General features: G+C 66.5%; 14 protein-coding genes and 1 tRNA gene. 6 read left to right on the top strand and 9 right to left on the bottom strand.

All coding sequences use genetic code 11. From position 1 onward, the window contains the following. From A5779_RS00230 to A5779_RS32685, 8 genes are all read right to left on the bottom strand, one after another. A complete protein-coding gene (locus tag A5779_RS00230) occupies positions 1 to 753 on the bottom strand; it encodes a maleylpyruvate isomerase family mycothiol-dependent enzyme (RefSeq protein ID WP_064877807.1) in 753 nt (250 codons plus the stop codon). 1 nt (position 754) lies between these two features. Then, on the bottom strand, positions 755 to 2,071 hold the full coding sequence (locus A5779_RS00225) for a cytochrome P450 (RefSeq protein ID WP_064877805.1): 1,317 nt from the start codon (positions 2,069 to 2,071) through the stop codon (positions 755 to 757). A gap of 38 nt (positions 2,072 to 2,109) precedes the next feature. Beyond that, on the bottom strand, positions 2,110 to 3,441 hold the full coding sequence (locus A5779_RS00220; RefSeq protein ID WP_064877803.1) for a UDP-glucose dehydrogenase family protein: 1,332 nt from the start codon (positions 3,439 to 3,441) through the stop codon (positions 2,110 to 2,112). A 165-nt stretch (positions 3,442 to 3,606) separates the two neighbouring features. Beyond that, a complete protein-coding gene (locus A5779_RS00215) occupies positions 3,607 to 5,220 on the bottom strand; it encodes a DUF7159 family protein (protein WP_082941453.1) in 1,614 nt (537 codons plus the stop codon). 220 nt (positions 5,221 to 5,440) lie between these two features. Then, entirely contained in the window at positions 5,441 to 6,784 is a 1,344-nt protein-coding gene (locus tag A5779_RS00210; protein WP_064877799.1) for an ammonium transporter, read from the bottom strand. A 291-nt stretch (positions 6,785 to 7,075) separates the two neighbouring features. Next, complete coding sequence (gene dcd, locus A5779_RS00205; protein ID WP_064877797.1) at positions 7,076 to 7,645, bottom strand: dCTP deaminase; 570 nt, start codon at positions 7,643 to 7,645, stop codon at positions 7,076 to 7,078. A gap of 16 nt (positions 7,646 to 7,661) precedes the next feature. After that, the gene (locus A5779_RS00200; RefSeq protein ID WP_461786794.1) at positions 7,662 to 8,651 is read right to left on the bottom strand and encodes a DUF7159 family protein; all 990 of its coding nucleotides are present in this window, start codon (positions 8,649 to 8,651) and stop codon (positions 7,662 to 7,664) included. A 166-nt stretch (positions 8,652 to 8,817) separates the two neighbouring features. Further along, entirely contained in the window at positions 8,818 to 9,027 is a 210-nt protein-coding gene (locus tag A5779_RS32685) for a hypothetical protein (RefSeq protein WP_131811542.1), read from the bottom strand. Here A5779_RS32685 and A5779_RS00195 point away from each other — a divergent pair. The 4 genes from A5779_RS00195 (at position 9,013) to A5779_RS00180 (ending at position 11,725) form a co-directional block, all read left to right on the top strand. Beyond that, a tRNA-Gly gene (locus A5779_RS00195) sits at positions 9,013 to 9,086 on the top strand. The genes A5779_RS32685 and A5779_RS00195 overlap by 15 nt on opposite strands. A gap of 340 nt (positions 9,087 to 9,426) precedes the next feature. Further along, positions 9,427 to 9,675: a hypothetical protein gene (locus A5779_RS00190; RefSeq protein ID WP_064877794.1), complete on the top strand. Its 249-nt coding sequence runs from the start codon at positions 9,427 to 9,429 to the stop codon at positions 9,673 to 9,675. A 251-nt stretch (positions 9,676 to 9,926) separates the two neighbouring features. Next, complete coding sequence (locus A5779_RS00185; protein WP_064877792.1) at positions 9,927 to 11,033, top strand: TIGR03857 family LLM class F420-dependent oxidoreductase; 1,107 nt, start codon at positions 9,927 to 9,929, stop codon at positions 11,031 to 11,033. 44 nt (positions 11,034 to 11,077) lie between these two features. Next, entirely contained in the window at positions 11,078 to 11,725 is a 648-nt protein-coding gene (locus A5779_RS00180; RefSeq protein WP_064877790.1) for a TetR/AcrR family transcriptional regulator, read from the top strand. A 41-nt stretch (positions 11,726 to 11,766) separates the two neighbouring features. Here A5779_RS00180 and A5779_RS00175 read toward each other — a convergent pair whose 3' ends face one another. Further along, on the bottom strand, positions 11,767 to 12,393 hold the full coding sequence (locus A5779_RS00175; protein ID WP_413784883.1) for a rhomboid-like protein: 627 nt from the start codon (positions 12,391 to 12,393) through the stop codon (positions 11,767 to 11,769). Between the two features lie 309 nt (positions 12,394 to 12,702). Between A5779_RS00175 and A5779_RS00170 the strand changes: the two genes are divergently transcribed. Together A5779_RS00170 and A5779_RS00165 are read left to right on the top strand one after the other, a co-directional pair. After that, positions 12,703 to 13,188: a MarR family winged helix-turn-helix transcriptional regulator gene (locus tag A5779_RS00170; RefSeq protein ID WP_064877785.1), complete on the top strand. Its 486-nt coding sequence runs from the start codon at positions 12,703 to 12,705 to the stop codon at positions 13,186 to 13,188. 112 nt (positions 13,189 to 13,300) lie between these two features. Continuing rightward, positions 13,301 to 15,820 carry an arylsulfatase gene (locus tag A5779_RS00165; RefSeq protein ID WP_064877783.1) on the top strand — a complete coding sequence of 840 codons (2,520 nt, stop codon included), beginning with the start codon at positions 13,301 to 13,303 and terminating at the stop codon, positions 15,818 to 15,820. Positions 15,821 to 15,903: the final 83 nt, after the last annotated feature.

Raw genomic sequence — 15,903 nt, 5'->3', positions numbered from 1 at the left:
TCAGAACGGTGTGCGGTCGAGCCACGCATCCCAGGTTGCGGTGTCGCCGAACACTTCCAGCCCGAGATCGGCAGCCGTGCCCCGCCGCGTGACCGCCATCAGCAGCTTCTGGGCCGGGCCCTTGAGCGCGACGGTGCCCTTGCCGTGGCTGTGGGCCCACCCGAGCCCGTCCTCGTCGTGCTCCACCGTCCACTCCCCCGTCGGCCCCAGACCGTCGTCGGTCGCGTGCAGGTGGATGCTGGTGCCGAATGCGAGCGGCTCTCCATGCCGTTTCTTCGCCATGGAGGTGGCGATCTCCAGCCATTCACTGACCGCGTCGGCCGCGAGGTCGGCCGGCAGCACGAACTCGGTTCCCACGGCCAGCGCGGCGTCAGCATGGTGAACCGCCGCCTCGTGGACGCGTCGCCGCACCCACCAGCCCGCGGGTTTGGGGCCAAGGAAGGTCCAGATCCTGGCGTCGGTGCCGATCTGGTCCACCGACTTGAGGACCTGGGCCGCGCCCGCGTTGAGCCACTCGATGGCAGCGTCGGGATCGTCGGGCGGCTTCCCGTCATGGACCTCGCGCGGATCGAGCGGTGAGACCCGGCGCTCGGAGATAATCTGTGCCGCCCAACGGTTTCCGCGCCCGACATGGCGGAACAGTTGTTTGAGCGTCCAGTCCGGGCAGGTCGGCACCGGCGTCTCCGGATCGCTGGAGGCGATCAGCTCCCCGAAGCTCCGGGTCTGGTCGAGCAGAGCGGCTCGGAAGTCCACGTCACGAACCTACCGCTGTGTGTGCCTTTCCGAGTGTGATCGGCAGAGTCGACCAGCCGCGCAGAATTCGGGTATCGCGGCGACTGCCTTCGCCGGCGGCCCGCGCGTCGGGAAAGCGGTCGAAGAAGGTCTGCAGACCCACCTGGCCTTCAGCTCTGGCCAAGGCCGCGCCGAGGCAGAAGTGACGGCCGCCGGAGAACGACAGGTGCCGTCCGGCGTTGTCGCGTTCGATGTCGAAGCGGTGCGGGTCGGTGAACACCGCGGGGTCGCGGTTGGCGCCGGCCAGGTGAATGATGACGAGTTCGCCGGCCTGCACGGCGGTGCCGGCCACCTCTGTGTCGCGCAGGGCAACGCGCGCGCTCATCAGCACCGGTGAGTCCAGCCGCAGGATCTCTTCCACCGTGTTAGGCCATAGCTCGGGGCGGGCCGCCAAGGTGTGCAGATGCTCAGGATGGTCGAGCAGCATGCGGATGCCGTTGCCCAGCAGGTTGACCGTCGTCTCGAATCCGGCTGCCAGCACCAGCCCGGCCAGCGCCCGCAGTTCGGACTCGTTGAGCGGCTCTCCGGCCGCGCCGGCGTCGGAGGCGGCGATGATCTGGCTGAGCAGGTCGTCACCGGGGTTACGCCGCAGGTGGCGCAGATGATCGGTCAGCCAGGTCTCGAATCCGTGGATGCCGGAGTTCACCTGCTGGTACTGCTGCCAGCTGAGTCCGATGTCGAGACTCGGCGCGCCGAGTTCACCGAAGCGCAGGACCTGGGGCCGATCGGCGTCGGGGACACCCAGGATGTCGCTGATCACCGCGACGGGCAGTTGAGCGCAGTAGCGGTCGACGATGTTGACCACTCCGGCGTCGTCGTCCATGGAGTCCAGCAGGGTGTTCGCGGTTTCCTGGACACCTTCCCGCAGCCGGGCCACCGCGCGGGTGGTGAACACCGAGGAGACCAGCTTGCGGTAGCGGGTGTGATCGGGCGGCTCCGTCGCGAGCAGCGACGGCGGCAGCAGCGGATGCAGCATCCCGGTGTCGGTCTTGTCGGCCACCCAGCGCAACGGCTTCGGCAGGTTGCCGCCGAGCCGCGACACCCGGAAGTCGTCGGAGCGCAGCAGGTCGGTGGCCACGTCGTGGTCGAAGGTCATCAGGAGGGCGCGGCCGCGCACAAGCGGCCCGTGCCGGCGCATCTCGTCGGCGAAGGGCGCCGGGTCGGCCCGCACCGCCGGGTCGGCGATCAACCGAGCCTGCGGATCCCCGCGACGTATGCCGACCGCAGAAATGCCTCTAACCACCCCGTGCAGGGCCATCCACCGGATTCGTTCCCGCATGGCCCGAGCCTACGACCGCGGAATTTGTTCTACAAGCGTCAAACAGTGGCGACGGGCCGTCCCAGCGCGTACACCCGCCACCCGGCTGCCCGCCACCGCTCGGCATCCAGGCAATTGCGGCCGTCCACAACGACTTTGACCCGCACCGTGTCGGCCAGCTCGGCCGGGTCCAGGTCGACGAACTCGGCCCACTCGGTGAGCACCAGCACCGCGTCGGCCCGGTCGCAGGCTTCGATGACCGAAGTGGAGTAATTCAGTGTGGGGAACACCCGCTGCGAGTTGTCCATGGCCTTGGGGTCGTACACGTTGACCGCGGCCCCGTTCAGCTGCAGCATGCCGGCGACGTTGAGGGCGGGCGAGTCGCGCACATCGTCGGACTCGGGTTTGAACGCCGCGCCGAGGACGGCGATGTTGGCGCCGAGCAGTGATCCCCCGCAGGCCCGGGTGGTCAGCTCCACCATGGCGGTGCGACGGCGCATGTTGATGCTGTCGACCTCGCGCAGGAAGGTCAGGGCGTGGTTGGCGCCCAATTCACCGGCGCGGGCCATGAAGGCGCGGATGTCCTTGGGCAGGCAGCCGCCACCGAAACCCAAGCCGGCGTTGAGGAATCGCCGCCCGATGCGTGGGTCGTAACCCAGGGCGTCGGCCAGCAGTGTCACGTCGGCGCCGGCGGCCTCGCACACTTCGGAGATCGCGTTGATGAAGGAGATCTTGGTGGCCAGGAACGCGTTGGCCGACACCTTGACCAGCTCGGCGGTCTGGAGATCGGTGACCAGGAACGGCACCCCGTCCTCGATCAACGGCGCGTAGAGTTCGCGCACCGCGGTCTCGGCGCGCAGTGAATCATGCTGCACCCCAACCACAATGCGATCCGGGTGCAGGGTGTCGTGCACGGCGTAGCCCTCACGGAGGAACTCCGGGTTCCAGGCCACCTCGACGTCGACGCCCGCCGGGGCGAGTCCGCGGGCCCGGTCGGCCAGGTCGGCGGACGTGCCGACCGGGACGGTCGACTTGCCGACGATCACCGCGTTGCGGCGCAGGCGTGGCACCAGGGTGTCGATGACGGCGTGCACGTGGCGCAGATCGGCGCTGTATTCGCCTTTCTTCTGCGGGGTGCCGACGCCGAGGAAATGCACATCGGCGAAGTCGGCAGCCTCGTCATAGTCGGTGGTGAACCGCAGCCGTCCGGCACTCAGGTTGTCGTTGAGCACCTTGCGCAGACCGGGCTCGTAGAACGGGATGTCCCCGGCAGCGAGTTTGGCCACCTTGCCCGGGTCGATGTCGACCCCGATCACCTCGTGGCCGAGCTCGGCCATCCCCGCCGCATGTGTCGCGCCCAGATAGCCGGTACCGAATACGGTGCATCGCATACTGCCTGGATAGGCGCCGAGGATGAGCTAGCCGCTACGTGACACTGAGCGGCAGGCCAACGTCAGGTAACGGTTGGAGGCGGAGGCCTAGACCCACGAGATCAACGCCATGGTCGTGGTCGCGCGCTGCGGACAACCATGGCGTTGCATTCGACGCGATTGGCGTCAGTGCCCACCGAACGACGGGAAGGGCCACAGCCCTCCACCGTCACCGCCACTGCGCGAACCACCGGACCGGCCAGGGTTCCAGTCACCCGATCCCGAGCTACCCGGGTTCCAGTCACCCGAGCCGCCCGAGCGGCCGGGGTTCCAGTCGCCCGAATTCCGACCGGGGTTCCAATCGCCGGACCCCCGACCAGGGTTCCAGTCATCCGAGCCCGAGCCCGGCCACTGCGGGGTCTGGGGTTCGTGGCGCGACGGCGGATCCCACGGCCGCTGACGCTGCGGCGGGTCCCACGGAGGACGGAAGATGTTCGGCAGCCGCGGCGCAGGCGGCAGTACCACCAGCGGCGGGATGTACGGCGCCGGCGGGTTGTAGATCGGTGCCGGCGGCGGCGCCACAGGCTCCGGGGCCGGCGGCGGGGCTTCGGGGGCCGGAGCGGGCGCCTCGGGTGCCGGCGGCGGGGCCGCGGCGGGCTGCTCGACGTAGACCGTGCGCGGCGGCGCCTGCGGTGCGGGCGCCGGGGCTTCCTGGACGACCGGGATCGGGGCCTTGATGGTCTCGGGCGGCGGAGCCGGTGGCGGGGGCACCGCCGCTTCCGGCGGCGGCGCGGGTGCCGGAAGTTTGGCCGGAGCGCTGGGCGCCACCGCACCTTGAGCCGGAGAAGGCCGTTGGTCGACCGTCGGCCGGATGCTCACCGCAAGCGAAATAACCAGGGCCACAACGCCAACCACGAACACCGATGTCAACGCGGACCCGACGAGAAGGAACGGTTTGCGCTCGCCTTCCATCGGCATCTCGTCGCCGACGAGCTCCACACCGTCGACCGGCGCGTCGCCCAGCGGGGCCATCTCGGTGGCCAGACCGGCCAGCGCGTAGGCGCTGCCGGCGGTGGTGCCGTCGGGGTCCTGCGAATAGGCCAGCCCGACCGTGGTCGCCTCGAATGCCGGCGCATTGGCCGAGGCCAGCGCGGCGCCGCGGGCCAGCGCCATCTCCGGCTCGTCGGGGGCGCTGACCGGCAGCGACACCAAGTTCTGCAGGTGCGCCTTCACTGAGGCGACGTCCACTCCTGAGCCCAGGACGAAGATGCCCTGCGGTGCGGAGTCGGAAGCCTCGACCGCCGCGGCCATCTCGGAGAGAACGGCCATGGCGTCGGTGGTGTGCAACGACTGGGCCAGCACCTTGACCACCGAGCCGTCGTCGGTCTTGACCACCGACAAGGTCGCGGCGTCACGGTCGATGAACAGCAGCGCGGTGGTGTCGTAGCCGACCGCGCGGCCGACCGCCTGGGCCAGTGCCGCGGCAGCGTGACTTTCGGAAACCAGCATGACGTCGTCGATGCCGTGCGCGGACAGTGTGTCGCGCAGCGCCGCGGCGTCCGAATGGTCCGTCCAGGTGACGCCGATCGCCTTCAGATGGTGCCCGCCCGATGTGGCGCTCTCCTGAGTTCCGAGGATGGCCGAGACCACCTGATCGGACGCAGTGGTGGTTGCCGAATCATCACCGGCGGTGACATCGAAGACGTCGTGATCGACTGTGACCCCGTCGGCCTTCTCCCCCTCGACCAGCACCATGCGGACCGTCGTAGGTGCCATCGCCACACCCAATACGATGTCCACCAAGCCCTCCAATGTGTTTGCTGCACTGCCTTTGTCGCCATTGCGCACACATTCCGCACGAACCGACAACTAGAACCTTTTTCGGCGTAACCAGGTCGATCGTTACACCTGACCGCATTAGCTGCGCCGCTAGAATCTGGTCGGACCGCGACGGCATGCTGCGCGCCGGCGCCGGTTAGTTAGACCCTACTCGGCATTACGACAAACAGCGCCGCCCGGTTCATCCCGCGCTGTCTTCCTCGGCCGGATCGGGGCGATGCGTCAGGCCGCCGGGCTGGCCCAACTGGCCCAGGGTTCCACCGAACAAACCGGGCCGACGCTGAGGCAGATGCCCGTGCACACCTTCGGCGTAGGCGGACTCGGCGTGCTGGGTGAAATCGACGCCGGTGGTCTCATCCTCGGGACTGAGCCGGAAGCCCATGAACCGGTCGATGGCCTTGGCCAAGAGGTAGGACATGGTGAAGGCGTAGGCGGCCACGACGACCGCAGCGAGCAGCTGCTTACCCAACTGCGTCAGCCCGCCGCCGTAGAAGAGGCCCTGCGGGCCCTGGGTCATCACCTCGGTGGCCAGGAATCCGATCAGCAGCACGCCGACCACGCCGCCGACGAAGTGCACGCCCACCACGTCGAGCGAGTCGTCGTACCCGAAGCGGAACTTCAGGCCGATTGCAAAGGAACACACCACACCGGCGGCCAGGCCGACCACGACCGCGCCGAGCGTGTTGACGGTGCCGCACGACGGGGTGATCGCCACCAGGCCGGCCACCACGCCGGAGGCCGCGCCGAAGGTGGTGGGCTTGCCGTCGCGGACCTGTTCGACCGTCAGCCAGCCGAGCATGCCCAGGCAGCCGGCGACCAGGGTGTTGAGGAAGATCGCGGCGGCGGTGCCGTTGGCGGCCAGCGCCGAGCCCGCGTTGAAGCCGAACCAGCCGAACCACAGCAGGCCGACGCCGAGCAGCACGAAGGGCAGGTTGTGCGGGCGCATCGCGTCCTGTTTGAAGCCGATGCGGGGGCCGAGCACCAAGGCCAGCGCCAGGGCCGAGGAGCCGGAGACGATCTCGACGACGAGGCCGCCCGCGTAGTCGAGGACGCCGAGGCCGGCCAGCCAGCCGCCGGGACCCCAGACCCAGTGCGCGACGACGGCGTACACCGCGACGGCCCACAGCGGGACGAACACGATCCAGGCGGCGAACTTCGCCCGGTCCGCGATGGCCCCACTGACCAGGGCCGCGGTGATGATCGCGAAGGTCAGCTGGAACGTCGCGAACAGCAGCTCCGGCACCGCGCCGTGGGCGGTGCCGGGCGTGATGCCGAGCATGCCGAAGTGCTGCAGCCCGCCGATGAAGCCGCCACCCGCGTCATCCGAGAACGCCAAGGTGTAGCCGACCAGCAGCCAGGCCACCGTGACCAGCGGGATCGAGATGAAGCTCATCATGATCATGTTGAGCACGCCGGTGGTGCGGACCATGCCGCCGTAGAAGATGGCGAGGCCGGGGGTCATCAGCAGGACCAGCGCGGTGCTGGCCAGCAGCCAGGCAGTGGCAGCCGGATCGATTTCGGGCACGTCGAGCTCCTTTGGTCTCGACGAGAATCTCCGGCCCGCGTTTCAGCCACGCGGCAAGCGTGTTTCAGCCGTGTTTCGTGTTGCGGTGTGGTTACTGAAAGTTCACCGGGTTATGTGTGTGCGGCTCGTTTCGCCGAGCGTGCGTGTCTGCTGCCCGCCACGCCGTGTTTAGGCAGCAGTCTGCGCACGCTCGCGCCCGCTGGGCGTCCGCGTCGCCGCTTTCGACACCTGGGCTGTCGCTCGGCAATTGCCGCAGCCCACAGGTAGAAAACGGCGCAGGCAGGCGGTGCCCTACGACTTGATGAAGTTCAAATGCGAGCGTGACGGCGTCGGACCACGCTGACCCTGGTATTTCGAGCCGACCTTGTCGCTTCCATACGGGTGCTCGGCCGGGCTGGTGAGCCGCAGCAGGCACAGCTGACCGATCTTCATGCCGGGCCACAGCGTGATGGGCAGGTTGGCGACGTTCGACAGCTCGAGGGTGATGTGCCCGGAGAAACCGGGGTCGATGAACCCGGCCGTCGAGTGCGTCAACAATCCGAGACGGCCCAACGAGGACTTGCCCTCCAGGCGTCCGGCCAGGTCATCGGGCAGCGTGCACACCTCGAGCGTGGAGCCGAGCACGAACTCACCCGGATGCAGCACGAACGGCTCGTCCTCGGCGGGTTCGACCAGGGTGGTCAGCTCGTCCTGCTGTTTGGCCGGGTCGATATGGGTGTATCGGGTGTTGTTGAACACCCGGAACAGGCTGTCCAAGCGGACATCGACGCTCGACGGCTGCACCAGGGCATCGTCGAACGGCTCGATGGCCAGGCGTTTCGCGGCGATCTCGGCCCGGATGTCCCTATCGGAGAGCAGCACCCGACGAGCGTATCGGTTAGCGACGGACCACCCCCGTCAACGGCGGCCCCGAGGTGTCGGCGTAGGGCGCGGTCAACGATTTCTCAGCCGCCCGACCCGCCAGCGGCACCACCTTGCGCACGACGGTGTGGATGGGTGGCTCGGCCGGCGGGGGCGGCGCAGTCTGTTCGACCGGGGTCGATGCCTGCGACGGAGGGGTGTCGTCGTTCCCGTGCACGGTGATCGCCAGGAACACCGAACCCGCCACGATCAGCATCGCCGTCGTCAGGATCGTGGCCAGAGTTCGCATCACTGGGTCGTACTTGGGAGCCGGCGCAGCCTCGTCGCGAAACTCGGAGCTCGAGAACAGCGCACCGCGCGCCAGCAGCAGGGCCGCGTCGTCGCCGAGCACGACTGGCCGCGACATCACTGAATTAACCTCCTCGACAAGGTTTTCCACGTCCGGGGCGGATCCCGCGATGGCAACTTCGGCGATCGGCTCGGGGAAGCTCTCGCAGACGCCGCGAAGCGACAGCACCGCAGTTGCCTCGTCAGCCTCGTCCAGACGGCGACTCCGCAAACGTCGTGTGCCGTCCTCTTGCTCGGCGCCGATCACGGCCAGCATGGTCTCCTCGGGTTCCACCACGCACAGGGCGATGGAGTCACAGTCAGCGACCTGGACGGTGTATTCGGCAGCGGCTTCGAACGCGTCGGTCGTGGAGACCACTGCCACATTCGCGACGCCTTGTTCCGCGAGGGCGTCGAGCACCAGTTTGGCGTGAGTGTCGACGGCGTCGGTCCAGGTCAGCGCGACGCGGGTGACGGTGTATCCGTTCGCGGGCGCGTCGGCGTAGGTATCGAGCACCGCCTTGACGACGTACTCGTGAAAGCCAGGGTGCTCGACACCGATGCGCGTGTCCGTGTCGAGCGAGTCGTGGTCGATCACCGCGCCGTCGCCCTGAGCGCCCTCCACCAGGAGAAGCCGGGCGTCGCGCGAGGTCATGGCAATACCGATAACAACATCCATGGGTAGAACCCCTTGCTTGGTTCGGCCCGTCGTGCGGACCTGTTCGCTCCATTCAGCGCCGGATGGAGCCCACGGGTACCGACGGTAGAGGCGGCGCCTGAGAGCTATGGCCCGAGGTTTTACCTGACTCTCAGGGTCGGGCGTGGACAGCAATCACGTTCTGGGGTCATATGTTTCGCCACGCCGTCCGAGGCTCCGGGTCCGCACTGCGCAGCCGCGCGTCGAGCGCGCCGGCGACCTTCGCCAGTTGCCGGCTATTGACCCCGGCATGAACCGGCGTCAATTTCTTAGACTCGCCGAGACGATGTCCGCCCGCCTTACCCACATCGCCGGCCGGGTTGCTATCCTTCGTCAGCACCATGCCGATGTAGTTCAATGGCAGAACATCAGCTTCCCAAGCTGAATACGCGGGTTCGATTCCCGTCATCGGCTCCATACATGCAGGTCAGCGGCGCATAGTAATCAGCCAGCTAGTTCGAGTCGGCGGACCAGTGATCACCCGCGGCACATAGTGCCCTTCGGTGGTCGCGAGCTGCGCGGGCCCGAGCTGAGTCGCGCGGCCTCGACGCCGAGCCCATCCCCGACAACAGTGGCGGTAGTAGTCGGAAGCTGTGCGGTGTCAACCATTTGAAGTGTCCGTGAGGGGCGAGCGCTTCCCGCTGCGACAAGCATTTCCAGCTCACCTGGCAAATCTCGCGCGCGATCATCGGAACCGACTACGACCACACGAGTAGCATTGCCACTTGTCGGGGGCCATTGGCCGGAGGTACCGATCATGTTCAACGCGACCCACTCACTCGTCGTTACTGCTGCAGCAATGCTGACGCTGGGCTTCAGCACGGCCGTCGCCTATGCCGACCCGCCGGCGCCCGGCTCCCCCTGCGGCCCCGACAAGGTGATCACATCCGTCAACACCTGCGAGCCGCTCAACTCATCGTGCACGGGGTATGACGGCATGGTGATTGGGCGGGTGGCCGCTGACGGCCGGTGCGTGATTCCCGGGCTCGACGGCACTCGCTGGTAAGCCGGACCGGTAGCGGGCGAGCGGTCACCGCCCGTCGATGATTGCTGCCGCTTTAGCACCAGAAGACCACGAGAGTGGTTGCAGCACAATACTTCAACGAACTATGACTGACGGCATTGTTCACCGCCGCACACACGCTTGAACTTGCCAGCGCTCAGCTCATGCCGCCCCATCCTCCCATTCATTGAGAACCCTCATTGACAATTGCCCTCGCCGGCCTGACAGTGCTAGACGTCCGCGGAACGAAAGGCATGTCATTGAGCGCGAACCAGCCCGAAGACCAGCTCAACGAGCTCGGCTACTACGCCGTGACCCGGCACCCCGCGGACGTCCGGGTGGTCCTGCCCGAAGCCCGTACCGCGGATGCGCTCGGCCTGGGCTCCTGCCACATCGGTGAACGCTTCACGGTGAAGGACCCGGCGGTCCTCTCGGGAGCGGTCGCGGGCGCCAGCACCACGCTGGGCATCGCGCCGTCGACGAATTACCACACGCGCCATCCCACGGTCACCGCGACGATCGGCTCGACCATGCACGCACTCACCGAAGGCCGCTTCGCCATGGCGTTCGGCCGCGGGATGGCGGCGTACTGGCAGGCGATCGGTCTGCCGGTGGTGACCGAGGCACGACTCCGCGACTTCTTCGGCATCCTGCGCCGGCTCTGGGCCGGCGAGATGATCCTGGACCACGACGGCCCAGCCGGGAAGTGGCCGTTCCTGCGCCATGCCAGCGGCCTGCCCGACGGACCGCCGATCGGACTGGTGGCGGTCGGCCCCAAGACGATGGAGCTCGCCGGCGAGATTGCCGATTTCGTTGTGCTCCAAACCTTTTTCTCCGACGAGGCGACGACTTCGTCGGTCGAGGCAGTGCGCCGGGGCGCGGAACGCGCCGGCCGGGATCCCGACAGTGTCCGCATCTGGGCGTGCCTGGCCACGGTCCCCGACGCATTGTCGCCGGAGGATCAGATGCGTCGCGGGGTCGGGCGGCTCGCCACGTACCTGCAGGCGTACGCGGACGTGTTGGTGTCGGCCAACGGCTGGGATCCCGCGGTGTGGGAGCGGATCAAGCAGACCGATCTGTTCGCCGACGCAGCCGCGGCGGGACCAATCGACGCCAGTGCCTCGTTCGAGACGCTGCAGCGCATCGCCGACCTGATTCCCGCCGAATGGCTGGACTCGGTGGCAAAGGGATCGCCGCAGGACTGCGCGAAAACCGTTGCCCGGCAGTATGACCTGGGCACTCACTCGGTCATCATGCATGGTGCGAGTCCACATGAACTCGCGCCCGTCGTGCAGGCATACCGGGCCAACCGGCCGACGCTACGACGTCCGGTCGCGGCGAACCCCGGGCGGTTCGCCTGAACTCCCGCGAATCCCCGCAGGCCACCCGCGCTCGAGAACAGTGGGTGGCCGCGGTCCCGTCTGCGGCCATCCAGTCCGCCGCGGGCACGCGGTTGAACAAGCGCGGCCTGGAGACCCGGGCACGCCTACTCGACATCGCCATCCGCTGCCTGGCCGACAGCGGCGGCGAGCCGGTGTCGGCGAATCGCATCGCCAAGGATGCAGGCGTCACCTGGGGCACGGTGCAGCATCAGTTCGGCGATCTGGACGGGCTGTGGGTAGCGGTGATCACCGAGATTCACTCCCGCAGTTGGTCGTCCGACACAGACAGACCGGCGCGCACGGGCACCTTGCGGGAGCGGGTGACCACAGCCATCGACTCGGTCTGGGCGTACTTGGACACCACCGAAGGTCGGGCATTGACGGCGTTGCGCACCTCACTGCCTGCCCGCCGTTCCGATATCGCAGCCGAGTATCCATTGACCGCAGCGGCTTTCGCGGCACGCGAACTCGACTGGATTCAGGGGTTCGACTATCTGATGGACGGGCTCGATCTCGACCCGGACCAGCTGTACCGGGTGCGGTGCCTGTTGCCCGCCGCGATCCGGGGACTGAGCAACGAGCGCCAGATCGGCTTCACGTCGGACCTGGAGATCGCCCGCGCGACGTTGACCGACGCGGTGGTGGCGTTGCTGACCCAACCGTGGTCTTGACCGCTACGGTTTTCCACACCCGGGCTGTTGAACGGCGGTAGTCACGACCCTGCGGTAGAAAACGGCGCCGCCGGCCGCCGCGCCACCCGCCGACCCCGACCATCCCTCCGCGTGAGCGGATAACAGCACAGCCCGATCAGCAGCGCCGCCATATGGCCGATCGCGGTGAAGTTGATATTGCTGACCAACGCGGCACCGAAGTACACAAACGCCGCGCCGAGATAGACCCAGCGCCACGGTTGCGGCATGCGGTAGGCCAACACCGCGCCTACTCCGACGAGAAAATAACTGACCCCGACGTCGCGGACATGGACGAGCCGCTCGGGTGCGACGTGATCGTGGATCGCCAGGTACAGCAGGCCTTCGCTGATGTAGGTCGCCAGCACGTGGGCGATCAAACCTACTGCCAACCAACGGATCTGGCCGAGCCAGCGCTCTGCCGGGGCAAGTATCAGGCTGAACAACACCAGGTATGGCGTCCAGTATCGGCCGTCGATCCAGAACAGGCTGGTGACCAACACGTAGAGCGGATCCGTCCCCAGGTGGTGGATGTTGGTGGAGCTCTCGACCAACAGGGCATGCAGCTCGCGCCCGTGCATTTGGCGCTGAAGGATCGTGGTGACCAGCAGCGCGGCCAGCCACGCATAGGTCAGCGGGGCGCTGCGCACATATCTCCACACCGCCGCCGGCCATGACCTCGGGCGCACAATAATCAGTATGGGCGTGATGGCTGGGCGTCGCCGGGATTGCACCGACACGGACGAGGGTCGCCCTGCGTCCACACCTCACCCGGCGCCGGAAATCCGAATGCGGCGACGATCGTGAGTCGATTCATATTTTCGAATTGTACTGTTGCACAGCATTTTTGGAAGAGATATGTTCGGCCGGCCCGAATGCATTGAATGTATAGGCCAAAACATCAGGCCTCCACAGCAGACTCACAACCACCTGGCCCCTTCGCATGGGATACTCCCTGGATGGGCAGCGCGCCGCAGCACGAGATGACCCGAACTCCGGTCGATGAACTATCGGCATTCGAAGTCGCAACCCGAGATCTGGTCGGCGTGGCGCTGCGAAGCGTCGAGCAACTGGAGATCTCACTGCCCCAGTGCCGACTGCTGCTCGTGCTCCAGGCGCGCGGGAAGTCCACATCGACGGAGTGCGCGCAGGCGCTCGGGGTGGTCGGGTCGACGGTGACGCGGTTGGCCGACCGGCTGGATGCCTCCGGCCATCTGACACGCGGCTCCGACCCGAGCAACCGCAGTGTCGTCACCCTGGCGCTCACCGACCGTGGCCGCAAACTGGTCCGGCAGGTGAACAACCGCCGCCGGAGGGAACTCAGCAAGGTACTCGATCGGCTCGATCCGGCCGAGCGGGCGGCGTGCGCGTCGGTATTGCGCAGTTTCCATGAATTGCTCATCAACGATGACGCCGATGATTTGGATCGTCCGATACCGCTGTAGGAATATCACCCATAATGGGTGATGCATTGGCCCACAATGCAAATCGACTGTTAGCGACTCGTGCCGTGATTTATCCGGACAATCCGTTCAATCCGGCATAGTGTCAGCTGACATGGAATCGAATACCGATGACATGGCCCAGTCCGAGGACAACAAGCGCGGCAAATTGTCGAGACGTTCGATGCTGGGAGGCATCGCTGCCACCGGAGTCGGAGTAGCCGCTGCCGGCGCGTTCGTCGCCGGATGCGAAGACAACTCTGGAAAGCCGGGCGCCGCCGGAAAAGCCGGCCCTCCCGACTACGGGACCGGAATCAACGAAGGCTTCGATGGGAAGATCGAACTGGATGTTCGTGACTCGAAGCCGGATTGGAAGCCCTTCGAGCTCAAGCACGCCCCGGAGGGCGCTCCCAACGTCCTGGTGGTGCTCTTCGACGACACCGGTATGGCCTCGTGGTCGCCGTACGGCGGCCGGATCAACATGCCGACGCTGCAGAAGCTGGCCGACAACGGGCTCACCTATTCGCAGTGGCACACCACGGCGCTGTGTTCGCCCACCCGGTCCTGCATGTTGACCGGCCGCAATCATCATGTGAACCGGTTCGCAACGATCACCGAGGGTTCCGACGGCTTCCCGGGTGCCGCGGCCCGACTGCCCGCGCAGTGCGCGACGGTCGGGCAGGTGCTGCAGGACAACGGCTACAGCACCTTCTGGGTCGGCAAAGACCACAACGTGCCGGAGGAGGACGTCTCCAGCGGCGGTAGCAAATCGGAATGGCCGCTGCAGAAGGGCTTCGACCGGTTCTACGGGTTCCTCGGCGGCGAGACCAATCAGTGGTATCCCGACCTGTCCGAGGACAATCGGTTCATCGATCAGCCGTACGCCCCGGAACAGGGCTATCACTTGTCGAAAGACCTTGCGGATCAGGCGATTCGGATGCTGCGCGACCAGCGCTCCAGCAACCCGTCCAAGCCCTGGTACATGTGGTTCTGCCCCGGCGCGAACCACGCTCCGCATCACAGCCCTGAGGAGTACTCCGCGAAGTACAAGGGCAAGTTCGACGATGGCTACGAGGCCTACCGGGAGTGGGTGCTGGGCCGGATGATCGACAAGGGCATCATGCCCAAGGGCACCGAGCTGACCCCGATCAACCCGTTGCCGGCCGACGTGGCTTCGGAGGCCGACGCGGTGCGGCCGTGGGATTCACTCAACCCCGATGAGAAGAAGTTGTTCAGCCGGATGGCCGAGGTGTTCGCCGGTTTCTCCGAGTACACCGATGCCCAGGTCGGGCGGGTCGTCGACTACCTGGAGCAGACGGGGCAGCTGGATAACACTGTCATCTTCTACTGCGCCGACAACGGCGCGTCCGGTGAGGGTTCGCCGAACGGGTCGGTCAACGAGAACAAGTTCTTCAACGGCTACCCCGATGATCTGGCAGAGAACATGAAGATGCTCGACAAGCTCGGCACCCCGGATACCTATAACCACTATCCGACGGGCTGGGCGGTGGCGTTCTCCACACCGTTCCAGATGTTCAAGCGGTACTCGCAGTTCTCGGGCGGCACTTGCGATCCGATGGTGATCCACTGGCCCAAGGGCATCAAGGCCAGGGGCGAGGTGCGCCATCAGTACCACCACGCCACCGACGTGGTCCCGACGATTCTCGACGTCGCGGGAATCAAGATGCCCGACGAGTACCGCGGCATCAAGCAGTACCCAGTCAACGGGGTGTCGATGCGGTACAGCTTCGACGGCGCCGATGCCCCCACGACCAAGAAGCGGCAGTACTACGCGATGCTCGGCACTCGCGGTATCTGGCAGGACGGCTGGAAGGCGTCGGCACTGCACGCGCCCATCAGCGGAAAGGGTCACTTCGATCAGGACAAGTGGGAGCTCTTCCACGTCGACGAGGATCGCTCCGAGGCCAAGAACCTCGCCGATCAGAATCCGGACAAGCTCAAGGAGCTGATCGACGCGTGGAACGAGGAGGCCAAGAACAACTACGTCCTGCCCCTGGACGACCGCACCGCCGTCGACCTGATCACCATTCAACGGCCCCAGTTCGAACCGCCCCGCACCCGTTACCTCTACTACCCGGACACCGCGCCGGTGCCCGAGGGCGTGGCAGTCAACATCCGCGGGCGGTCCTACAAGGTCATCGCCGACGTGGATATGACAAAGGATGCCCAGGGCGTGCTGTTCGCGCACGGTTCCCGGTTCGGCGGGCACGCCTTGTTCATCAAGGACAACAAGCTGCATTACGTCTACAACTTCCTCGGTATCAAACCTGAGCAGGTGTTCGTCTCCGGTCCGCTTCCAGAAGGCAAGCATGCACTGGGGATGGAGTTCGTCTGGGAGAAGAAGGGTGATCACGGTGAATCCCTGGGAACCACAATTCTTTACGTAGACGGCAAGGAGGCCATGAAGGGACCGATGCGGGCGCAGATCGGCAAGTTCACCCTGGCCGGTGACGGGCTGTGCGTCGGGTTCGACAGCGGCGACAACGTGTCGGACCTGTACCAGAACCCGGGACGGTTCACCGGCGGCACCATCAAGGGCGTCGCGGTCGACGTGAGCGAGGAGAAATACATCGACCTCGACAAGGAGGCGCAGGCCGCATTCGCGACCGACTGAGCTACTGACGCCGACACTCTGGCCCAGCATCGGGTGCTGGGCCAGAGTGTTGTTTGCAGGCCCTGTGGCGAACGTGCAGCTTT

Origin of the sequence: Mycolicibacterium peregrinum (assembly GCF_001665625.1) — a bacterium.
Lineage (GTDB): Bacteria > Actinomycetota > Actinomycetes > Mycobacteriales > Mycobacteriaceae > Mycobacterium > Mycobacterium peregrinum_B.
This window is presented reverse-complemented; position numbering and strand designations above follow the sequence as displayed.